The organism is Actimicrobium antarcticum, from assembly GCF_039536745.1.
Lineage (GTDB): Bacteria > Pseudomonadota > Gammaproteobacteria > Burkholderiales > Burkholderiaceae_D > Actimicrobium > Actimicrobium antarcticum.
The window spans coordinates 197,457-219,938 of record NZ_BAAAZE010000001.1 but is presented as its reverse complement, the minus strand read 5'-3'; the positions used below and the strand labels follow the sequence as shown (position 1 = coordinate 219,938).

Below are 22,482 nucleotides of genomic sequence, written 5' to 3'. Positions count from 1 at the left end.
CAACTAACCGGGAGCCGGCATGGGCTGCTTCGATCACAGAGAATATGTTTCGATGACGATGGAATTCAGGTGCAACCTGAAGTGCGTCCATTGCATGATCGAAGACACGATGGACCGGCTCAAGCCGCAAACCGAAGAGCAATTACACGCGCTGCTGGCGCACAACGGCATGCATCGCAAATGGCGCGGGCTGATCCTGACCGGCTCCGAAATCACCCTGCATCGCGACTTGCCGGAATGGGTGCGGATGGCGCGCCTGTCCGGCTTCGACAAGGTCCGCATTCAGACCCACGGCATGCGACTTGGCAGCGAAAGCTATTGCGCCGAACTGATCGATGCGGGCGTGAATGAATTTTTCATCAGCGTGGCCGGGGCTGACGCGGCCACGCATGATGGCATCACGACCGTGCCGGGCTCCTTCGACAAGACACTGCGCGGGCTGGAGATACTGGACCAGTCGCCGAACGTGGTCACGATCACCAACACGGTCGTGACCGAGCGCAGCTACCGGCAACTGCCGCAACTCGTCGAGCGCTTGCGCCATCTGACGCGGCTGGCGCAAATGGAGTTCTGGTTTTATTTTCCGATGAGCGAACAGGACGACAAGAACCTGATCGCCTCGCACCTCGATGCCTTGCCGCTGCTGCGCCAGGCGATCGATGCGGCACAGGCGATCGGCCGCGGCGTCGAGGTCAAGAATTTTCCGGAATGCCTGCTTGGCAGTGATCGCGGCGCGCTCTACAACGACCAGCCGGAACTGTATATCGACGACGCGTTCTGGACCGAGTTCATGCGCAACGGGTTTTATCAATGCGTCCATCGTGCCAAGTGTGGCTCGACGCAATGTCTCGGGCTCAATACCGCTTACGTGAAAAAATTCGGCTGGCACGCCGAGGTGCTGGCGCCATTGCCATTGCCGGTGGATCAGACAGTCGGCTGATCCGGCTGGCGCAGGCAATACTGGTTGCGTCCGCTCTCTTTGGCCTGATACAGCATTTCGTCGGACTGGCGTATCAGGTCTTTGGCGTCCATCGTTGTTCCGTTGTAAAAGGCGATGCCAATGCTGGCCGTGATCGACAGCGATACGCCGTCGAGCTTGAACAGGGCACGCATCGAATCGATGATTTTTCCGGCGATCTTTTCGGCATCGGCAACGTTGGTGAGGTTCGCCATGATGACGGTAAATTCGTCGCCACCGAGGCGGGCGATGGTATCGCCCACGCGCAATGCACGCAGTAATCGTCCCGAAAAAGCCCGCAACAGGGCATCGCCAACCGGGTGGCCGTGGGTATCGTTGATGTTTTTGAAGTGGTCGATGTCGAGGTACAGCAGCGCCATCAGCCTCTCGTTCCGTTTGGAAAATGCCATCGCGTCGTCCAGCTTTTTCTCGAAGCCGGCACGATTAAGCAGGCCGGTCAGGCTATCGATCTGCGCCAGTTGCAACAGGCGGCGTTCTTCGCGTTTTTTTGCCGTGATGTCGTGAATCATCATGTGGATGCCGACCACTTCCTTGCCATCATCTGCCAATTGGGGAATATAGGTCGCTTCGGACCAGCGGTCATCGTCGCCGCCGTTGCCGCCGTTGCCGCCGTTGCCGCCGTTGCCGTTATTGCCACCGCTGCCACCGCTGTCGTCTTCGTGTTCGAAGGTGACCGTTTCGCCTTGCATCGCGCGCTGCAGATACGGCTCCATGAAGCTGTACTGCGCGTCGCCAACGAATTCGCGCACGGACTTGTATTTCATGTCGTCGCGACTGATGTTGAAGGCACGTTCATACGCGAGGTTGTTGAAGCGGAACCGCAGGTCGGCATCGACGAAGGCAACCAGTGCGGGCAGCGTGTCGGTGATGGTGCGCAGGCGCTGCTCGCTTTTCGACAATGCCTGTTCGGATTCACGTCGCGCAGTGATGTCGTCGACGCTGCCAACGTAACCTTCGACGACACCATCAACGACGATTGGTGCGGTCTTGGTCGAGACCCAAACGATCTTGCCCGTGGCATGCAGGAATCGATAGGCACCCTGATACGCCGCATGTTCGCCGCTGGTCTGGCCCCAGGTCTGAAACACCTTCAATCGATCCTCGGGATGAATCGCTTGTACCCATCCAGCCCCGAGCGCCTGGTCACCCGACAGGCCCGACATCTCTTCGTAGGTGCGATTAACGTAGGTGCAATTGCCGTTCTGGTCGGTGCGGAACAAGCCTAGCGGCGAGGCATCGTTGGCAGCAACCAGTTCGGCCTGCTTGCTGCGCAGGGCCAGTTCCTGGCGTCGGCTGACGGTAATGTCTTCGGCGATGCCGAGGATGTATTCGAGTTTGCCATCGTCATCGAGCAACGGGACTGACACCACCCGTAAATGGTGGATCGCGCCGCTGCGGGTTTGAAACGGGACATCGGGCAAGTTGATGACCAGCGGATCGTCGCGCATCAGCGTTTCGACGCCCTGGAAAATTTCGCTGATCGCCGCTGGCAAGTCGGTTGGACCTGATACGCCGAGCACGACGTCGCTGGTGTAACCGGTGATGATTTCAGCCGTCTGATTCCAGACGATGGTCTTGCCAGCGCCGTTGCGCAGGTCGCGGGCATAGACGATGAGCGGCAAATTGTCGATCAGTGATTGCAGGAAGTTACGGCTGTTGCGGGTCTCCAGTTCAGCTTCCTTGCGGGCAGAAATATCCCGGGTCGTGACCGCCAGACCATCCGCGATCGGAACGATTTGCTGGCGCAACCAGAGATGTTTGCCGGCGGAGGTCACCAGCTGGAATTCTTCTTCCAGCACTTGTCCGCTACTGACGACTTGCCGGTATTTTTCAAAAAAACCGCTGCCGTATCCCGGTGACACAATGCCTGTCAGTGACGTCCCGATGAGTTCGAATTTTTCCTTGTCGAGCAGATCTGCGCCACGGTCGTTGATCTCGGTAATCACGAAATCAACGATCTGGTGATACGCGTCGTAGTGACATTGCAGGATCGTTAGCGCATCCAGGCTGCCCTCGGCGGCAGCTTTGAACGCAGCTTGTGCAGCGAGCGCAATTTGCTCGCTCTTGCGCAGGCGTGCGCCTTGCAGCATCAGGATAGCGAGGATGAACAGGATTGCTGCGGTGCCGGCGAGACCGGACCAGACATACTGATTGCGCTGGCGGTAGTACGCCGCCAGCGCGGCCTGTTCATCGATGCCGACGACCGCCTGCAGCGGGAAGTCATCCAGTTTCTGAAAGCTGAAAATACGACTCAGGTGGTCACGCGGGTTGTCGCGGAGGACAGTCACCGCAGTGCTGTCCGGGCCAGGTTTGACCCATGCTGAAAAACCGCCATCTTCACCCCTGTAGTCGGTGCTGCCAATACGATTGGCGCGAAATGTTCCATCGGTGCCTAGCAGTCCGACAAAGGTGGTTGCACCGATTTGTCCGGACGACAATTGCGTCAGCGCGGCCTGTTTCAACGCAATCGCCACCACACCGGCAAAGCTGCCGTCGGCGCGGTTGAGCCGCCGGCTCACGATGATCGACCATTGCGTTGAGTTGGGCTCCAGCAGCGGCTTGCTGATGAACAGTTCGCCGTTGTCCTGAGTTACATGGCGTCGGAAGTAGTCGCGATCGGCAATGTTGTCCAGGCTGCGTGAGCGTACGCCGGCGATGCCATTTCCGTTGCTGTCGGAGATAGTCACACCCAGCGATAGCTCGGGTGGCAGCACACCTTTTCGGCGCAGCAATTCATCGAGGTAAAACGCCTGCTGCTGCTGTTCGAAGGCAAATTTAACGAATTGCGTAGCCTGGTCGACTTGTCGAAGCAGGCGGGCGCTGCGGTCCGCATAGTCACGACTGAGTGTTTCGGCTTTGGTGGTTGCGGCATCGAGAACTGCCACTCGGGTATCGACCAGTTGAAAATAAATGACCGTCCACAGCAGCGTCGCCATCAGCACGCCCAGGCTAGGCAGCAAAATCAGGAAATGCGCGCGGGCCAGCAGGCGGGAAAAGCGACCTGGATGGGCGATCATGGGTTGGTCTCCGGGGTGCGGGCAGAAAGCCTCTGACGTAATTGCCGGTTCGACAATGCAGAGATATTGGTCGACGAAATCAAGGGAGTGTAAGGTGTGAATACGTAAAAATCGGATGGTATCCGATCGTGCCGCTCACCGCAGCAGGCAAATGTAAGCAGTTGCCCGCAACAGGAATGCCGACGATCCATGTGAAAAGAGCGGGATCTCCCGCTCATGGTTCCTGCCGGCGCTGCAACCGCAGTCGGTTGCAGCGCCTGTGATGTCACTGAATCAACGGCCGCGGCCACCGGAGCGGCGTGGGGCCGATGACTTGACGCCACCAAAGCTCTTCGACGGACCGCCGCCTTGTGGCTTGGCGGTTGGCGAAACACGGGTCTTGACGACCGCCGTACGTCCTTGCGGCTGACCACGGCCGCCACCGCCACCGCCACTGCGCAGCTGGATCGGCTGGGCGCGGGCATGCGGGTCGGGTTCGAAGCCCGGCACGATTTCTTTTGGCAATTCACGCTTGATCAGCTTTTCGATGTCACGCAGCATTTCGTGCTCGTCGACGCAAACCAGCGAGACCGCTTCACCGGTCGCGCCGGCGCGACCGGTACGGCCGATGCGATGGACATAATCTTCCGGGATGTTGGGCAGGTCGTAGTTGACCACGTGTGGCAATTGATCGATGTCGATACCGCGGGCGGCGATGTCGGTGGCGACCAGCACTTGCAGCTTGCCATCCTTGAACTCGGCCAGTGCCTTGGTGCGGGCAGACTGGCTCTTGTTGCCGTGGATCGCCATGCCGCTGATGCCGTCTTTTTCAAGTTGCTCGACAAGCTTGTTGGCACCATGCTTGGTGCGTGTGAAGACCAGTACTTGCGGCCAGTTGTTGGTCTTGATCAGGTGCGCAAGCAATGGATGCTTTTTGTCACGATCGACCGGATAAATTTTCTGGGCGATGATTTCGACGGTCGAATTGCGGCGAGCCACTTCGATCATCGCAGGTGCGTTGAGCAGGCCATCGGCGAGAGTCTTGATCTCTTCCGAGAAGGTGGCCGAGAACAGCAGGTTCTGGCGTTTCTTGGGCAGTACGGCCAGGATTTTCTTGATGTCCTTGATGAAGCCCATGTCCAGCATGCGGTCGGCTTCGTCGAGGATCAGGATCTCGACCTGCGACAGATTCACGGTGCCTTGCTGCATGTGATCGAGCAGACGGCCAGGGGTCGCTACCAGGATATCGACGCCGTGCTTCAACAGCTTGATTTGCGGATTGATACCGACGCCACCGAAGATCACGGCCGAGGTCAGTTTCAGATATTTGCCGTAGGTACGGACACTTTCTTCAACCTGCGCAGCGAGTTCGCGTGTCGGGGTCAGGATCAGTGCGCGGATCGGGCGGGTTGCGGTATTGGTGGTTGGTGCAGCGGCGCCGGTGGACAGGCGATGCAGGATCGGCAGCGTGAAGCCGGCGGTTTTTCCTGTACCGGTCTGTGCACCCGCCAGCAAATCGCCACCCAGCAGGACGGCAGGAATCGCCTGTGCCTGAATCGGGGTAGGGACGGTGTAGCCGTGTTCGGTGACGGCGCGCACGATATCGGCAGACAAGCCGAGTTGAGCAAATGACATAGGGACTTTATAGAAATATTGGCCTGTCGCCATGATGGGCGCCAGTCGCAGGCAAACGGATTAGGATGCTGAGGTCAGTAGACAGCGGCAAGGTGACTGGACGATTTGCCGCGTAGGCGAAGTATAGCAGCGCTTGCTTGCAGGGAAGGGATAAACCGGCGTGGCGCGCCCCGGATTGCACATCCGGATGGCGAGCGTGGGAAGGGCACGACCACGTGCCCCTGAAGACTTACTTCTTTGCGAACGGTGACAGCGCGGCGACCATCTGGGCAAAGATTTTTGGGGTGCCCGCAATGACTTCGTCCTTGTACAGATAGTCCGATTCGCCGGCAAACGTGCCGACGATGCCGCCCGCTTCGGTCACCATCAGCGATCCTGCAGCCATGTCCCACGGCTTCAGGCCTTTTTCAAAAAAGCCATCCAGACGACCAGCAGCGACATACGCCAGATCCAGTGCGGCAGCGCCCGGACGACGCAGGCCGGCGCATTTTTGCGTCATGATCCGGAACATGTCGATATATTCTTCCAGGCCTTGCATGTTACGGAACGGGAAGCCGGTGCCGATCAGCGAGTCTTGCATGCGATCACGTTTGGTGACGCGCAAACGCTTGTCGTTGAGGAACGCGCCAGCACCTTTCGATGCGGTAAACAAGTCGTTGCGGGTCGGGTCGTAAATGACGGCCTGGGTGATGATGCCGCGCTGCTGCAATGCGATCGACACGCAGTACTGCGGAAAGCCGTGGATGAAGTTCGTGGTGCCATCGAGCGGATCGATGATCCAGACATTCTCGTTGTCGTCGTGCAGGTTCTCCGATGCGCCGGATTCTTCGGCGAGGATGGCATGGGTCGGATAGGCGTTGGTCAGAATCTCTATGATCGCCTGCTCGGCAGCCTGGTCGACATCGGTCACGAAGTCATTCGGTGACTTCTCGACATACTTGACCTTGTCGATGTCGAATGAAGCACGGTTGATGATCGCGGCGGCGCGACGCGCAGCCTTGATCGCTGTGTTGAGCATGGGATTCATAGCGGTTCCGTTAAAATGGCGGCGCCGTCGCAATCGGACGGGCCACCTAAATTGAAATTAATGAGCGATGCGACATCGTTTAATCCTCCAACGTGCCGCGCAATGGCGCCATTTTAAATGAACCCAGACCAATTCGACACGTCTCTTTTTACCCGCCTGCGATTCGTGCTGGTGGAAACCAGCCGACCAGGCAATATTGGCGCCGCGGCGCGTGCCATGAAAACCATGGGATTTTCCGATCTGGTGCTGGTCAATCCACGGTTTCCGGATGCTGCCAGCCAGGAGGAAGCGGTTGCCTTTGCCAGTGGCGCGCAGGATGTATTGTCCGGTGCCCGGATCGTTGGCTCGATCGAGGAAGCGCTGATGGATTGCAATTTTGCGGCAGCGGTCAGCGCCAGATTGCGGGAGTTCTCGCCGCCCGTAACGGCACCGCGCGAACTGGCTGCCGAACTGGCCGGCAACGTGAGCTTGAAAGCTGCTCTTGTGTTTGGTAACGAACGCTTCGGCCTGCCCAATGAGATCGTCGAAAAGTGCAATGTGCTGATTAACATCCCCGCCAATCCGGCGTATTCATCACTGAATCTGGGACAGGCCGTGCAGGTGCTGGCTTACGAATGCCGGGTGGCCGCTTTGGGCGATGGCCACATCGATAGCCCGGTCGGCTTTCACGGTGATGCGGCAAGTTTGATCCAGGTCGACGGGATGTACCAGCATCTGGAAGAAGCGCTGGTGGCAATTGATTTCCTGAATCCGGACAGCCCGAAAAAACTGATGCCGCGGTTGAAGCGGATGTTTTCACGGACTGGTCTGGAAGTCGAGGAGGTCAATATCCTGCGCGGCATCGCCAAAAAGATTTTGTCCTCGCTGCCGGTTAAAAAATGATGTGGTCGTGATCGACTGTCAAATCAGTTCCACGATCGCAGCAATCCCACCGCCAGTCCTTCCAGCGAAAATTCATCGCGCTCCGGGTCCACCCGAATAGGTTGGAAGTCGGGGTTTTCGGGAAGCAGTTCGATCATCGTATCGGTTTTGCGATACCGCTTGACGGTGACATCGTCACCCAGTCGCGCAACCACGATCTGGCCATTGCGCGCGCTGTCGGATTTTTTGACGGCAATCAGGTCGCCATCAAAAATGCCAGCGTCGCGCATCGACATCCCACGCACCTTCAGTAAGTAGTCGGGCTTTGCCGAGAACAGGGCCGGGTCTACCTGGTAGGTGGCTTCGACGTGCTCCTGCGCGAGGATAGGGGAGCCGGCAGCGACCCGACCGATCAGCGGCAGGCTGAGCTGGAGCAGGGCAGGGTGCGGCAAGACCAACTGGCGTGGCGCGCGTTCGGTATCGTTCTTCAGCAGCCGAATGCCGCGTGACGTGCCGGGTGAAATTTCGATGGCACCTTTGCGGGCCAGAGCCTGCAAATGCTCTTCGGCCGCATTGGCGGAACGAAAGCCCAGTTCTTTGGCGATTTCGGCCCTTGTCGGCGGAAAGCCCGTGTTGTCGATTGCATCCTTGATGAGACCAAGGATTTGTTCCTGGCGCGCGGTGAGCTTGATCATGGAGGTGGCTTTGCTGTTTAGGTGAACAGCCTGTAGTTTTATACAGTGCGACCTCGAACGCAAGGAGATTTATCAATGAAAACCAGGTCTTTTCGGCGATAAGTGTCTGTAGACGTTGAGTTTTGTCAGGTTTGCGGTTACTCTTGCCGACTTTCCTCTTCCCACACTCGTCTTGACGCCGAGGTGGGCGATTTTTTCAATCCGTCCAACAGGAGATTGCATGCGTCATTATGAAATAGTATTTATCGTCCATCCGGATCAAAGCGAGCAAGTGCCCGCGATGATCGAACGCTACAAGGCCATCGTTGCGGCCCATAGCGGTGTTGTCCACCGTGTGGAAGATTGGGGTCGTCGTCAGATGGCTTACCTGATCCAGAAGCTCGCCAAGGCACACTATGTTTGCATGAACATCGAATGCGACAACGAGACCCTCGTCGAAATCGAAACCGGTTTCAAATTCAATGATGCAGTCCTGCGTCACCTGACCGTCAAGTTGAAGAAAGCGGAAACCACGCCTTCGCCAATGATGAAGGCAGTGCAAAAGGAAGATGCGGCCAAGAGCCATCGTTCCGAGGCACCTGCAGCGTAATTGTTACCAGGAAGAGTGAATCAGCTTCAGTTTGTTGGCAGCATTGCCGAGCGTGAAATCATGCGCTACACACCGGCAGGCATCCCGATCGTGTCCGCGAAATTGCAGCACACGTCGCAACAAACCGAAGCACGCGTCGAACGGCTGGTCGAGTTTGAAATTTCTGCCATAGCAGCAGGTGAAATTTCAGGTCGATTCAATCAGGCCCAATTGGGTCAGGCGTTTCAGTTCACCGGTTTCCTGGCACGCAAGAACCGCAATAGCAGAAGTCTCGTGTTTCACATCATTGATTTCGAACCCACCCTAGATACAGGAGCCTCAAATGGCATTCGGTAAAAAATTCGACAAGAACAAGCTCAAGCTCAAAGAAAAACGCAAGCAACAGAATCCATTGTTCAAGCGCAAGAAGTTCTGCCGCTTCACCGCAGCACACGTTGAACAAGTCGACTACAAAGACGTCGATACGCTGAAGGATTTCGTTCAGGAAAACGGCAAGATCATGCCAGCCCGCCTGACCGGTACCCGCGCTCACTATCAACGCCAGGTCGACACGGCAATCAAGCGCGCTCGTTTCCTCGCGCTGCTGCCGTACACCGATCTGCACCACGCGTAATTGACGTCAACTTCAATTACTCAATTCGGAGAAAAACATGCAAATCATTTTGTTAGAAAAAGTCATTAACCTTGGCAATCTTGGCGAAGTCGTCAAGGTCAAGGACGGTTACGCACGTAACTTCCTGATCCCGCAACGCATGGCACGTCGTGCTACGACCAGCGCTGTTGCCGAGTTCGAAGTCAAGCGCGCAGAACTGGAAAAGATCGCTGAAGAGAAGCTGGTTGCTTGCCAGGCGCAAGGCGAGAAGCTGGCCGGCATGACCGTTCAGATCACGCAGAAATCAGGCGTCGACGGCCGCCTGTTCGGTTCAGTCACCAATGCCGATATCGCTGACGCATTGAGCAAGCAAGGCTTCGCGGTTGAGAAAGCGCAAGTCCGCTTGCCACAAGGTCCGTTGAAGACGACTGGTGATCATCCCGTATCGGTTGCCCTGCATACCGACGTGGTTGTTGAAGTCACTGTTGCCGTACTGGGTCAGCACGCTTAAGTCTTAGCCTGCCTGTTCTGAAAAAGCCGGATTCGTCCGGCTTTTTTACGTCCGGCGCGACCTTGTCCTGTGTGCGGGCGATGCATGAAAAACGCATTGTTGCGATACTAAAATTGCTGTGATGCAGCCCAAATCAGTCGGGTTCAGCAGGTATAATTCGCGCCATGAACAAACGCGACCGACCCGATTCACGCTCTGACTCCCGCTTCGATTCCCGCTCCGACTCGCGCCCGGACGATCAGGTAGATGCGCTGCGCGTGCCCCCGCATTCGATCGAAGCCGAGCAATCCGTCCTTGGCGGTTTGCTGCTCGATAACGCCGCCTGGGATCGTATTGCCGATTTCGTCCACCAGGATGACTTCTATCGCTACGACCATCGCCTGATTTTCCAGCACATCGTCAAATTGATTAACGGCTCCAAACCAGCCGACGTGATCACGGTGTTCGAGTCCCTGACCAGCACCGGCAAAGGCGAGGAGGTCGGTGGTCTGTCCTACCTGAATGCACTGGCCCAGAACACGCCGTCGGCCGCAAATATCCGGCGCTATGCCGAAATCGTGCGTGACCGTGGCGTGCTGCGCAAACTGATTACCGTGGCCGATGAAATCTCGGGCCAGGCATTCAATCCGCAGGGCAAGGAAGTCAAGCAGATGCTTGATGAAGCCGAATCGAAGATCTTTGCAATCGCGGAAGAGGGCTCGCGTGGCGCCCAGGGTTTTCAGGAAATCCAGCCACTGCTGACGCAAGTCGTCGAACGGATCGATGAACTCTACAACCGCGACAATCAAAGCGACATCACCGGAGTGCCCACCGGTTTTGCCGATCTCGACAAGATGACGTCCGGCCTGCAACCCGGCGACCTGATCATCGTGGCCGGACGGCCATCGATGGGAAAGACCGCGTTCTCGATCAACATCGGCGAGAACGTCGCGATCGATACGGGTTTGCCGGTCGCGGTGTTTTCCATGGAGATGGGTGGTACCCAGCTGGCCATGCGGATGCTGGGTTCGGTCGGGCGGCTGGATCAACATCGGCTGCGCACCGGCAAGCTGGCCGACGAAGACTGGCCACGCCTGACCCATGCGATCCAGAAAATGAACGATGCCCAGCTGTATATCGATGAAACGCCGGCGCTCAATTCGATCGAATTGCGGGCCCGCTCCCGGCGTCTGTCGCGCCAGTGCGGCAAGCTCGGCCTGATCATCATCGACTACTTGCAACTGATGTCTGGAAACGGCGCCGGCGAAAATCGCGCGACCGAAATTTCCGAAATTTCTCGGAATCTGAAAGGGCTGGCCAAGGAATTGAATTGTCCGGTGATCGCCTTGTCGCAGCTCAATCGCTCGCTCGAACAACGTCCCAACAAGCGTCCGGTGATGTCCGACTTGCGCGAATCGGGCGCAATCGAGCAGGATGCCGACGTGATCCTGTTCATCTACCGCGACGAAGTCTACAACCCCGATTCTCCCGATAAGGGCACTGCCGAAATCATTATCGGCAAACAGCGTAACGGACCCATCGGCAGCATCCGCCTGACCTTCATGGGGCAATACACCAAGTTCGATAACTATACGGGTAACGCGCCCCTGTACGGCGGCGACTAAAACCCTTCTTTACCCCCCCAAGAAAATTGAGAGAGACACCATGTTCGGACGACTGATGCCCACAGAGGGAAAATTTTTCGAATTGTTCAACCAGCATGCCGATTTATGCGTCAAGGGTGCGAAGGAAATGGTCGCATTGATGACCAACTTCGACGACCTCGAAATGCGCGTGCATGCCATCGAGGGGATCGAAAAGGAAGCCGACAAGGTTACTCACAACACGATCGAGATGTTGCACAAGACCTTCATCACGCCGCTCGATCGCGACGATATTCACAAGCTGATTGTGCGCATGGATGACATTCTCGATCTGCTAGAAGACGCTGCACAAACGATTTCGCTGTACGACATCAAGGCCATCACGCCGGAAGCCAAACGTCTGGCCGAGCTGTGCCTGATGTGCGCCGAAAAAGTCCAGGCGGCGGTCGGACTGCTGCATAACATGGACAATTCGCGCGAGATCCTGACCTTGTGTACCGAGATTGATCGCCTTGAGTCCGATGCTGACCACGTCATGCGTGCGGCGATGTCGAAGCTGTTTCGGGATGAGCCGGATGTGCGCAACCTGATCAAGCTGAAAGCGATATACGAAATACTGGAAACGGTCACTGATCGCTGCGAGGACGTTGCCAATATCATCGAAGGCATCATTGTCGAAAACGCCTGACCTGCGCCAGTGCTCGTGTAGCCAGCACTTCGTCCATTCGTCAATTCGTCGCGTTCAGAAAAGACTTCATGCATACCCTTCAGATCAGTATTTATACCCTCGCATTCCTGATTGCCCTGGCACTCGTTTTCGATTTCATGAATGGTTTTCATGATGCTGCGAATGCCATCGCAACGGTCGTGTCGACCGGCGTATTGAAACCCCAGCAGGCGGTAGCGATGGCGGCCACCTTCAATTTTGTCGCCATCCTCGTGTTCCAGCTGAAGGTCGCCACGACGATAGGAAAGGGCACCATCGATCCTGCGGTGATCGATCACTACGTCGTGTTCGGTGCGTTGATGGGGGCAATTGCCTGGAATTTCATCACCTGGTATTACGGTATTCCGTCGTCGTCGTCCCACGCGCTGATCGGTGGACTGGTCGGAGCAGCGGTCGCCAAAGCCGGTACTGGCGCGTTGATCGAAGCGGGCCTGCTCAAGACGATTGCCTTTATCGTACTGTCGCCACTGCTGGGATTCATCTTCGGCTCACTCATCATGTTGCTGGTGTCATGGCTGTTCGTCCGCTCGACGCCACGCAAAGTGGACAAATGGTTTCGGCGACTGCAGCTGGTGTCAGCATCCATGTACAGCCTGGGCCACGGTGGCAATGATGCGCAAAAAACCATGGGCATCATCTGGATGCTGCTCATTGCCGCAGGCTATTCCACCAGCAGCGATCCGCTGCCCTGGTGGGTCGTGATCAGTTGTTATTGCGCGATCAGTTTCGGTACGCTGTTTGGCGGCTGGCGCATCGTCAAGACGATGGGCCAGCGTATTACCAAGCTCAAGCCGGTCGGCGGATTCTGCGCCGAAACAGGTGGTGCAATCACGCTGTTCACGGCGACGGCGCTCGGAATTCCGGTCTCCACGACCCACACGATTACCGGAGCAATTGTCGGGGTCGGCTCCGCGCAAAAGATGTCGGCGGTGCGCTGGGGCGTTGCGGGAAATATTGTCTGGGCATGGATATTCACGATCCCTGCATCGGCCTTCATGGCCGCGATCGCATGGTGGATCGGGACCAAGATTCTTTGACCGGTACCCGGCCAGCGAGGCCGGCATCGCCATGGCGACGCAAAGAGACAGGCGACCTACCGAGCACGGTACGTCGCCTGTTTTGACGCGGGGGCTAGCCAGGCAAGCGTCGATCGGCGTGTCCGCCCTGAATCCGGAGGCAAAACAAGCCATGACGTAGTGCGGCGCTCATCCAGTCACAATGACGTCATAAGAGATTGATAGCGTCTGGCTTTTCCTTGATGCTCACATTTCAAAATGTCCAAAAAAATTGTTCGAATCCGCCTTCAAACACTGGCAGTGATCGGCGTCACCAGTCTGCTCGGCGCATGCGGCGGAAGCAGTCAACCCGCACCCTTCCTGACTCTGGATGCCAATGCACCGCTGGTGATAGGTCATCGCGGCCTGCCGGGCTTGTATCCGGAAGAGACACGGCCGTCGTACGAAGCCGCAGCAGACGCAGGGGCAGATTCACTGGAAGAAGATTTGCATCTCACCAAGGACTGCATTCTGGTGGCTCGTCACAATCCATGGCTTAGCGACAACACGAACATTGCAGACGTTGCTAAAACCAATCCGGTAGTCGCTGCCCGCAAGCGCACCGTTGCCGGCGTCCTGGTCAACGTCGCCTACCCGGCAGCGCCCGAAAACGGCCCCGTACAGTACCTGAGCGACCTGACCAATCCGAACGACCCCGGTTCAGTGCTGAAGTCGCTGGTGGTGGACGGCGAGGACCACACCAATGACTGGTCGATCACTGACTTTACGCTGGCGGAATTGAAGCAGTTCATAGGCGGAACCACCTACGACGCGCGTACCGAGCGCCCAACGGCGCTCAATGGCAAAGTCCCGGTATTGAGTTTTCAGGAAATCATTGACATCGCGAAAGCGAAGAGCATTAGCACCGGGCGTACCTTGTCGATTTATCCGGAAACGAAAAATCCTTACTGGAATAATGCGCAGGCAATTGCCAATGGATGCGGCAAACCAGGTAGCCATCCATTAGAAGACGCGCTCATCAATATTCTCAAACTCAATAATCTGAACAGCAAAACAGCCCCCATTTTTGTACAGAGTTTCGATCCGGATAGTCTGAAATACCTGCGATCAGCCGGATTGCAAACGAAATCCGTACAACTGATCGACGCAAGCGACGTTGATTTTAAAACTGGTGCCATGATTTATAACAGCAACGACGTTTATACCTTTGTCGATGGTCGTCCCTACAGCTGGACATTACGAGGCGACGCGCGGTATTTCAGCGCGATGCTGACATCCGCCGGGCTGGCAGAAATCAAGACCTACGCCGACGGTATCGGTCCATGGAAGCCGATGATCGTTCCGCTCAAGGTCGTTCCGTTCAAAGACAAAAACACCGACGGTACCATCTACTCCGGTTCGACCGCTGAAGCGACGACCCAAACCCCGACGAGCCTCATTGCCGACGCGCACAAGGCGGGTTTGTTTGTCCATGCCTACACATTCAGAAACGAGAAAAAATATCTCGCTGCCAATTACGCAGGCGATCCGATTGCGGAGTACCTGAAGTTTTTCCGGCTTGGCATAGACGGCGTGTTTTCAGATTTCGCGAATACTGCGTTTGCGGCACGCGTCATTTATCTCAAAGAAACAGGGCGCTAAGTTGGCATTCCCGAACTGATTAAATCATCATCCAGCGTTCTCTTGCGGGGACGCATTTCGGCTTTACTCGGTTTTAATAAGATATCCGTGATCGCGTTCGCCGATCCGATTTGACTGAGGTTGGCGAAGTGCTGCGCCAATTCTTTATGCGGCTACATGAACGCTGATATTGCATGGCGATGCTACTCAGTTAGCCATAGTCCTACACTTAAATCCCCTGAAAAATCGCCTTTGCGAGTTATCGCTTGCTGCCAGGCCTGGTCATTCGAGAAGGTCACTGAAAAAGTCGAATCTTGCGATGAGTACATAATTGAAGATTAATTTATCTGTTGAATAATACTCAATGAGAGATTGATTTTTGACATCGAAAATACTTCGGCCAACTCAATCTTTCCTCAATGCAGCGATGCGCTAAAGTTTTGACGTGCAATGTTCTTGGGGTTGAATGCATAATTTATCGAAATTTTAATTATGCAATTAACGAACAGGTGGATAAATGCCGGCAAATCTAAACCCGGTCTACAAAAGCAGCGGAGGTAGCTGCCGATATTAAAAATATTCTAAATTAATTATTCATATTAAAAATAATCAGGTTAACATAACGGTTATGAATTTAAATGAATGAGGCGTCTATATGTACGAGTCTAAAACATTATTCGATGAAGCTAACGACTGGCGCGAGCAGCCATTAATTGCTTGCGCTACATTCTTGCGTAGTACTGAATTTGTCGAGCTTGGTATGCGGCAACCAAAATCAGTGGGAGGAAAGCGCCAGGCAGTAAAAGCGCTATCAACCAGTTCAGCCAGGATATATCTGAATATGTGTGGCACGTTCATGCAATGGTTAGGTCTGCAACATAAAACACTTTTCGACCTGACAGTTGAAGACATGATGCACTTTCTTGAACACGGTGAAATGATCAACGGTGTATTCGTCAAGCGCCTTAATAGCGCCATCCGGATTCGGTATATACGTCTGCTCGAACGTATCCTGACGCACATGAAAGTCAGCCCCAATCCGGCACAGCATGCCTGCTTTGATATTTACCGCGAACGACGCAGCAAGTTGGCCGGGCAAGATGCCCCGAAGGTCATTCTGGAACCCGCCGACCAACATGCCTTCATGCAGGCGCTACCCGCATTGCCAGAAGCCACGCAGGGCAACGAAATGCGCCGCTGGAAGGGGCAGCGCAGCAGGGCGATGCAGGCGCTGATGTTGGGCGCCGGCTTGAAAGTGTCGGAAGTGCTGACGCTGCGCATGAACCAGATTGGTAATGTCGATACCACCGGCAGCTTGCCGGTGAGCCTCGACTCAGGCGCAGCCAACCACACGACGCGTGACCATCGATCGCAGTTGCGGCCATTTGCGGTAACCGAAGTCACCGATTGGCTGGCAGTACGACGCTCGGACAAAGATGCCAGCCAGTTGCTGTTTCCGGCAAAACGCGGCATCAATGCACCACTGGACCTGGCGACCGTCTATCGTCAGGTCAAGGCGACCTTCAAGCGAGCGGGAATCAATGCGGAACGCTGGGGTGGTCGAACTTTGCGTAATGCATTTGCGGTGCGCGAGCTGGAGGAAACCGGGTCGACCGAACTGGTTGGCGAGTTGATGGGACATCGCCAGGAACGCTCGACTTTGTATTATCAGGAGGCAGCAGCGCTCAAGAAGAAGGTCGCAGTGCGGTCGTGAATCAAGAACGTGCTTGCGAACCAATTGTCGATCCGATGTAGGCAGGCGAGCGCTGTGATGCGTTCGGCTGTATCCCTCGATGGTCAGTGCAGTGACTGAAAGACCCTACAACCAAATGTCATATCAATGTCAATGTCAATGTCAAACCCAAATTCAAATTCAAATGTCCGGCTGGGGGGTGCGGCGCAAAAGTTGGACTGGTTTATGCTGCGATGCCAAGGCTCTCCCGATATTCTCGGGGACTGAGTGAGCCAATAGAAATCTTGATACGCTTTTCGTTATACCAATGGATGTAGGAATTGACTATCTGGATGAACTGCTCAACAGTGATGGCAGTCCATTTCCGAGGATAGAACAACTCTGTTTTCAGTCGTCCAAAGAAGCCTTCACATGCCGCATTGTCAGGTGAGCACCCCTTGCGCGACATCGAATGAATCAGCGTCGCGTTGTTCATCCGTGAGAGCCACCCAGGCCATCGATAGTGGGCGCCACGATCGGAGTGAACGACAGGCCGAGCACCGCCGTTGGCCACCGTCTCGATGGCCGCATCCAACATCGTGTTCACCAGTTCGGCGTCTGGACGCGTGCCGATCGTCCAACTGACAACCAGGCCATCGAAGCAGTCGATCATGGGTGATAGATACACTTTCCCAGCTGGAATATGGAATTCCGTGATGTCGGTGAGCCACTTCTCATTCGGGGCCGAAGCCTGAAATTCGCGGTTGATAAGATTCTCTGGTGCAGGACTGATTTCTCCAAGGTAGGATCCGTACCGACGCCTCATGGTAGCGGCAACGATCAGGCATTCCTGCTTCATCAAGCGCTGCACGACTTTTTCAGAGACACACACCTGTTGCTTGCCAAGCGCCGCCCGCATCCGCCGATATCCGTAGCAACGATGATTACTATCGAAGACATCTTTGATGGCAAGGAGCTCAGCTGCATATTTATCAGGCTTTCGGAGACAGACTCGGTGATAAAAACAAGAGCTGCGGGCAAAGCCAAGTTTGATCTCGAGTTCTGATAGCGTATAGATTTGCTTCAGTGCGTGCCTGCTGACACACACATTCTTCGCATTTATATGGCTAGTTGCCTAAAGCAAAGTACTTATCAGAAGGTATCAAATTCGCCGATCAGCGAATGACTGTTGAGGATCACGTGCTGTTCATCGCTTACCCTGCCGGACAGGTGAAGCAATGTTGAGCGCGCCAACACTTTCGTCAGCTTCGTGCAACATGACTTACGATGCCAGCATCCGATTCATCGCGTGTCAGTTCTGCATTCAGTGGGCGAAGGGAGTGACAACAGCTACATTCTCATTGTCTTTGTCACGTCTTTTATGACATATGGGCGACCGCATTATGGTCTCGAACGACAGTGATGCCGAACCTGCGCTTGCTGCCATTCGCCAGGACTTTCCGCACACTATGATTGGCTTCGTGATGCCGATCCATCCACCTGCGCCGGGAACTGGCTCGCACCGGCGCGCCAGGGGATCCCTCACCAAGTTGGCCGATTGGACCTTGGCACATCTGACTGACAAGCAACTGCATGCGGCGCAACTGCCCGCCAAAGTGCCGATCAGCAAAAAGTCAAATTTAAAACCACCTCACTGGTAGTCGGCATGGCAGTCGGATGTGCGCCGAAAAAAAATGACAAGGCACAAGCACTGCCACACCAACTTTGCCGCGTCAGTTCGCCCTTGCGACTGGCAATTCGTTCCAATTGGTCGTGTAATCGGGCGTCTTCCTTTCGCGCTTCATGGCCCAGTCGTTGCGGGTGCCGGCCGACGCGATGCTGACCGCGCCCTTGCCAAATCGCTGATTAAGGCTGTCGAGCGTGCGCATCATGGCCTCCGAGGCGGCACCGTCGCCGTACGTGGTGAACAGCGATTGCTGCTGTGCGCAGGCGCCAGAGATACCCTGCAGGATCACGCCGGCTTTTTTGTAGTAGTACCCTGGCCGGTAGATCTGTGCCAGTCCGAACAGCGCTGCGCGGATGAGTAATCTGGTGTCGCACGAGGCATTGGGGAGCGGTACCACGACACCGTTGCTGTACTGCCGATCCGATGCCTTGAAGGGGTTTGTCTGCACGAATACCTGAATCGCTTCGCAGACGCCATTCTGGCGGCGCAATTTTTCAGCTGCGCGCGTCATGTAGTTCGAGACCGATTCCCCGAGTTCGTCGATGGTGAGTACGGGCTGCCCAAACGATCTGGAGGCAATGATCTGTTTTTTCGCCGGCGCGACCTCTTCGAGGGCAAGGCACGAGAGTCCGTTGAGTTCGTTGACGGTACGTTCGATGACAACGCCGAAGCGTGAGCGCAGCCATGCCGGCGACGCATCGCGCAGTTGTGCCACCGTGTCGATGCCGGACGCTCTCAAGTGCTCGGAAAGTCGCCTTCCTATGCCCCAGACCTCGCCGACATCGATTGTTGAAAAAAGGGCGTCGCGCTCCTGCCTGGTCATCGAGGACAGGTCGCAGACGCTATCGAAGTCCGGTCGTTTCTTCGCAATGTGGTTGGCCAGTTTCGCGAGCGTTTTGCTGTTGCCGATACCGACGCACACTGGCACACCGACCCATTGCCTGATGCGCTGCCGGATCGATTGGCCCATGGCCGTCGGCGAGTCCCACAGGCTCCCCAGGCCGTTGAGTCCGAGGAAGGATTCATCGATGCTGTAGACCTCCACATCGGGGCTGAAATCGCGCAGGACGGTCATGATCCGGTTGCTCATGTCGCCGTAGAGGGCGTAATTGCTGCTCAGGGCGATGATGCCGTGCTGCTTCGCCAGGTCCTTGAGCTTGAACCAGGGTTCGCCCATCTTGACGCCCAGCGCCTTCACCTCTGCCGAACGGGCGACGGCGCATCCGTCATTGTTCGAGAGAATGACAACGGGCTTTCCCTCCAGCGAGGGATTGAAGACCCGCTCGCAACTGACGTAGCAGTTGTTGACATCGACCAGCGCGAAGAGCCTGGTGGTCGCCGATAGTTCCGGATCAGGCATCGAAACGGCACACCACGCCGACCACGACGCCCCAGATTTCCAGCGTCTCGCCATCGCCAAACTGGATCGGCGCATAGCGCGGATTTTCTGCTCGGAGCTCAATGACGCCAGCACGTTTGTGCAGGCGCTTGATCGTGTAATCGGCATTGACCACCGCTAGCACGATGTTGCGATGTTTGGGAGAGATCGAGCGGTCGACCACCACCATGTCACCGTCAAAAATGCGCGCGCCGACCATGCTGTCGCCCTGGACGCGGAAGTAGAACGTTGCCGTTTTGTTGCGTACCAGGTAGGTGTTGAGGTCGAGGCCCTTTTCGAGGTATTCCTCGGCCGGGGAGGGGACGCCGGCGGAGACGCGCTGGCCAAACAGCGGGCGCAGGCAAACGGGCGCGCAGGTGCTCACGGGAATAAGGCAGCAGGCTGCGTCTGTTGTCAGCGACAGATCGGGCAGGGTGAGAAGGGTGGGCATCGCAAGTTTCCATCAATATACTGTGTTTATATACAGTGTATATCGAGTCGCAACCATGTTGGGTGTTTTGTTTCCACTGAACAGTTGTTGAAGGATTGCAAGCCGCGCACCCCTGGTGCCACACTGACCCTTGATGCTGATCACGCCATGACGACCCTGCGCAAAGAATCGCCGGATGGCGATCAATGCAGGTGCATCAACTGCCTCGGGAAGCATGAATGGTTGAAGCTGCGGGGGAGGGGGTGTTGGTGGCGGCACCGATTAAAGCCAATGCATTTTTTCAGTCATTGGCGTAACCACGTCACTTAGCGAGAGGCGGGCGTATTGCCGTCGTCCTCGTCGGGACGGCTGATTTCCACGCGCAGTCGTCCATCGTAAAAAGCAAACGCCTAAGTGGTAAACTGCTGTCGGCCAGAAGCGGCCAGTTGGCGCACAAGCTGACTTCACGTGACCTGCGTACGCATTCAGTCAAAAGATCCAGTGCGCTTTTAGCGCTGCCGGGTTACAACAACCAAGTTTGCGCTGTTACCGGCGCTTATCAGTTGGTATTCTGGTGAGGTAAAACGAGACGCCGTTGCTACACGGCGGTCCTAGATTGAGGCATGTCACAAATAAATTGGGCCAATGTAGACGATGAGTTCGATTAGAAAGTTCACCAGTCTAAAGACGCGTATCGCCATTGTCGGTGCGACATTGGTACTGTTGTCCATTGTCGTCATCACTGCTACTTCCTTGGTGCTGGCTCGAGGGAAAATGCGCGACATTTTAGGTGCTGAGCAGTATGCCACTTTGACTGGAGCGGCTGCCTATATCGACCGGGATATTGATGGCAGAAAGGTCTTGCTTCAGTCGATTGCTGAGGAAATCCCCGCCGACGTAATCGCAGATACGTCGCGCGCCCAGCAGTTCATTTCCAGCCGAACTGGTTTGCGCGAAGCCTTTTCAAACGTTATCGCGATAGACCCGAGCGGAAACATTATCGCCAGCGTTAACGCAATCAAATCTGGTGACACGGTCAACGTCAGCGAACGAGACTATTTCCGGGATACGGTGTCGTACCATGAGGGCGTGGTATCGGCCCCATTTAAAAGTAAATTAACTGGAAAACCGGTCGTTCTGATGACACAGCCAGTTATCGATGCTTCCGGTCGTCTGCGTTTTATACTTGCCGGCTCGCTTGATCTGTCAAGTACGCGTATATTTGGGCAGCTGCAGGCGCTTCACCCTGGCAAAACTGGGTATATATGGCTGCTAGCTGGCGACGGAACAATCATCCTCCATCCAGATACAAATCGCATTTTGAGGCGCGTCGATCGTGAGCAGGGAGGGGCCACGGAGTCCACTGCTAATGCACTTGGCGGCTTCGAGGGCTGGACGCAAGGAATGACGAAATCCGGCGTCGAAGCCTTGTTAACTTATCGCCGCACCCGTACGAATGATTGGATTATCGCTTCTGTATATCCGGTCAATGAAGCATTCGAACCATTTGACCAGGTCCGCGGTCAAGCGTTCGCAACCGCACTCGCTGTAGCGGTGTTTGCGGGCGTTATGGGATGGCTCGGCGTAGCCCGCCTTCTTCGCCCCCTCTCCGCGCTTCAGCGGCACGTCGCCAACCTTTCCGATGACAGCGGCGACATCGAGGCGTTCAACGTACAGCGTCAAGACGAGTTCGGAAACTTAAGCCGCGCCTTTTTCGAAGTATCGAAAAAACGCGCATCAGCTGAAGCCGCGTTGGAGATGCTTGCGATGACAGATCCACTAACCGGATTGTCGAACCGCCGAATGTTCGACTCCGCCATGATACTTGCCTACGCCCGGGCGGAGCGCAGCAAGGGTATGCTGGCGGTTGCTTACATCGACATCGACCATTTCAAAGCGATCAATGATTCCCTTGGCCACGCCGCCGGCGACCTTGTACTGATCGAATTTGCCCGCCGTCTACGTAGTGCGGTCAGGATAACCGACACAGTCGTGCGCATCGCGGGCGACGAGTTCACCGTGATCTTCGAAACATTTACCGATCATAGCGACTCTGATGCACTGGGGCGCAAGATTGTTGATGCGATGGCTTCGCCTATGACTATCGAGCGCCATGAATTACAGGTCGGAGCCAGCATTGGCATCTGCGCCGGCCTCACAGAAAGCATACCGATGGCGGACTTCATACTGCGTGCAGATGCCGCTTTGTACCGGTCGAAGCAAAACGGGCGTGGTTGTTATTTCGTGGACATGACCGACACCGTCTCTCGTCGAGTGGTGGCGTGAGCACTATATCGCCAAGCTTCGCCGATAAAACATTAAGGCGGCTTCAATACTGCATTGGCCAAAGCTTCTCGATGTGCCGGTAAGCGTATTGAAGGTCCTCCTAGGGTCGAAAGACGATAGAGCGGAGTATTGGCGAAAATCGCCAATCGCCGCAGGACGTGATCGAGGTAGTAATTCGGCACAGTCCCGGCGCGGTCG

The 22,482-nt window shown here is 55.8% G+C and carries 19 protein-coding genes and 1 pseudogene; 13 read left to right on the top strand and 7 right to left on the bottom strand.

Annotated elements, in window-relative coordinates; translation table 11 throughout:
* Window positions 1-19 precede the first annotated feature (19 nt).
* Window positions 20-940 carry a radical SAM protein gene (locus ABD720_RS00970; protein ID WP_344761334.1) on the top strand — a complete coding sequence of 307 codons (921 nt, stop codon included), beginning with the start codon at window positions 20-22 and terminating at the stop codon, window positions 938-940.
* Here the strand turns inward: ABD720_RS00970 and ABD720_RS00965 are convergent.
* From ABD720_RS00965 to ABD720_RS00955, 3 genes are all read right to left on the bottom strand, one after another.
* Window positions 925-3,996, bottom strand: a complete 3,072-nt coding sequence (locus ABD720_RS00965; RefSeq protein WP_344761333.1) for a PAS domain S-box protein — start codon at window positions 3,994-3,996, stop codon at window positions 925-927. The two genes, ABD720_RS00970 and ABD720_RS00965, sit on opposite strands and share 16 nt — an antisense overlap.
* Before the next feature lie 273 nt (window positions 3,997-4,269).
* Window positions 4,270-5,610, bottom strand: coding sequence for a DEAD/DEAH box helicase (locus ABD720_RS00960; RefSeq protein ID WP_344761332.1), 1,341 nt, complete (start codon window positions 5,608-5,610; stop codon window positions 4,270-4,272).
* A 229-nt stretch (window positions 5,611-5,839) separates the two neighbouring features.
* The gene (locus tag ABD720_RS00955; RefSeq protein ID WP_344761331.1) at window positions 5,840-6,637 is read right to left on the bottom strand and encodes an inositol monophosphatase family protein; all 798 of its coding nucleotides are present in this window, start codon (window positions 6,635-6,637) and stop codon (window positions 5,840-5,842) included.
* 117 nt (window positions 6,638-6,754) lie between these two features.
* Here ABD720_RS00955 and ABD720_RS00950 point away from each other — a divergent pair, with 117 nt between their 5' ends.
* Window positions 6,755-7,519 (top strand): RNA methyltransferase, encoded by a 765-nt coding sequence (locus ABD720_RS00950; protein ID WP_344761330.1) that lies wholly within the window; start codon window positions 6,755-6,757, stop codon window positions 7,517-7,519.
* A 23-nt stretch (window positions 7,520-7,542) separates the two neighbouring features.
* Here ABD720_RS00950 and lexA read toward each other — a convergent pair whose 3' ends face one another.
* Window positions 7,543-8,193, bottom strand: a complete 651-nt coding sequence (gene lexA / locus ABD720_RS00945; RefSeq protein ID WP_344761329.1) for a transcriptional repressor LexA — start codon at window positions 8,191-8,193, stop codon at window positions 7,543-7,545.
* Between the two features lie 220 nt (window positions 8,194-8,413).
* On the opposite strand from lexA, the gene rpsF reads away from it, so the two are divergent.
* The 9 genes from rpsF (at window position 8,414) to ABD720_RS00900 (ending at window position 16,545) form a co-directional block, all read left to right on the top strand.
* The gene (rpsF, locus tag ABD720_RS00940) at window positions 8,414-8,782 is read left to right on the top strand and encodes a 30S ribosomal protein S6 (RefSeq protein ID WP_344761328.1); all 369 of its coding nucleotides are present in this window, start codon (window positions 8,414-8,416) and stop codon (window positions 8,780-8,782) included.
* A gap of 15 nt (window positions 8,783-8,797) precedes the next feature.
* A complete protein-coding gene (priB, locus tag ABD720_RS00935) occupies window positions 8,798-9,118 on the top strand; it encodes a primosomal replication protein N (RefSeq protein ID WP_344761327.1) in 321 nt (106 codons plus the stop codon).
* A complete protein-coding gene (rpsR, locus tag ABD720_RS00930; RefSeq protein ID WP_009667708.1) occupies window positions 9,105-9,395 on the top strand; it encodes a 30S ribosomal protein S18 in 291 nt (96 codons plus the stop codon). Before priB ends, rpsR begins: the two co-directional genes overlap by 14 nt.
* Before the next feature lie 37 nt (window positions 9,396-9,432).
* Window positions 9,433-9,885, top strand: a complete 453-nt coding sequence (gene rplI / locus ABD720_RS00925; protein ID WP_344761326.1) for a 50S ribosomal protein L9 — start codon at window positions 9,433-9,435, stop codon at window positions 9,883-9,885.
* Between the two features lie 164 nt (window positions 9,886-10,049).
* Window positions 10,050-11,489: a replicative DNA helicase gene (locus ABD720_RS00920; RefSeq protein WP_344761325.1), complete on the top strand. Its 1,440-nt coding sequence runs from the start codon at window positions 10,050-10,052 to the stop codon at window positions 11,487-11,489.
* A gap of 40 nt (window positions 11,490-11,529) precedes the next feature.
* Window positions 11,530-12,156: a DUF47 domain-containing protein gene (locus tag ABD720_RS00915; protein WP_344761324.1), complete on the top strand. Its 627-nt coding sequence runs from the start codon at window positions 11,530-11,532 to the stop codon at window positions 12,154-12,156.
* A 68-nt stretch (window positions 12,157-12,224) separates the two neighbouring features.
* The gene (locus ABD720_RS00910; protein ID WP_344761323.1) at window positions 12,225-13,232 is read left to right on the top strand and encodes an inorganic phosphate transporter; all 1,008 of its coding nucleotides are present in this window, start codon (window positions 12,225-12,227) and stop codon (window positions 13,230-13,232) included.
* Window positions 13,233-13,469: 237 nt separating this feature from the next.
* Entirely contained in the window at window positions 13,470-14,852 is a 1,383-nt protein-coding gene (locus ABD720_RS00905; RefSeq protein ID WP_344761322.1) for a glycerophosphodiester phosphodiesterase family protein, read from the top strand.
* 889 nt (window positions 14,853-15,741) lie between these two features.
* Window positions 15,742-16,545 carry a tyrosine-type recombinase/integrase gene (locus ABD720_RS00900; protein WP_344761321.1) on the top strand — a complete coding sequence of 268 codons (804 nt, stop codon included), beginning with the start codon at window positions 15,742-15,744 and terminating at the stop codon, window positions 16,543-16,545.
* Between the two features lie 202 nt (window positions 16,546-16,747).
* Here ABD720_RS00900 and ABD720_RS00895 read toward each other — a convergent pair.
* Window positions 16,748-17,593, bottom strand: a pseudogene (locus ABD720_RS00895) (IS3 family transposase); the annotation flags it as partial.
* Between the two features lie 298 nt (window positions 17,594-17,891).
* On the opposite strand from ABD720_RS00895, the gene ABD720_RS00890 reads away from it, so the two are divergent.
* Entirely contained in the window at window positions 17,892-18,164 is a 273-nt protein-coding gene (locus ABD720_RS00890) for a hypothetical protein (RefSeq protein ID WP_344761320.1), read from the top strand.
* Between the two features lie 72 nt (window positions 18,165-18,236).
* Here the strand turns inward: ABD720_RS00890 and ABD720_RS00885 are convergent, their stop codons facing one another.
* Together ABD720_RS00885 and ABD720_RS00880 are read right to left on the bottom strand one after the other, a co-directional pair.
* The gene (locus ABD720_RS00885; protein ID WP_344761319.1) at window positions 18,237-19,550 is read right to left on the bottom strand and encodes a Y-family DNA polymerase; all 1,314 of its coding nucleotides are present in this window, start codon (window positions 19,548-19,550) and stop codon (window positions 18,237-18,239) included.
* A complete protein-coding gene (locus tag ABD720_RS00880; protein WP_344761318.1) occupies window positions 19,543-20,019 on the bottom strand; it encodes a LexA family protein in 477 nt (158 codons plus the stop codon). The genes ABD720_RS00885 and ABD720_RS00880 overlap by 8 nt, the downstream gene beginning before the upstream one ends.
* A 633-nt stretch (window positions 20,020-20,652) precedes the next feature.
* Here ABD720_RS00880 and ABD720_RS00875 point away from each other — a divergent pair.
* A complete protein-coding gene (locus tag ABD720_RS00875) occupies window positions 20,653-22,284 on the top strand; it encodes a diguanylate cyclase domain-containing protein (protein WP_344761317.1) in 1,632 nt (543 codons plus the stop codon).
* Window positions 22,285-22,482 lie beyond the last annotated feature (198 nt).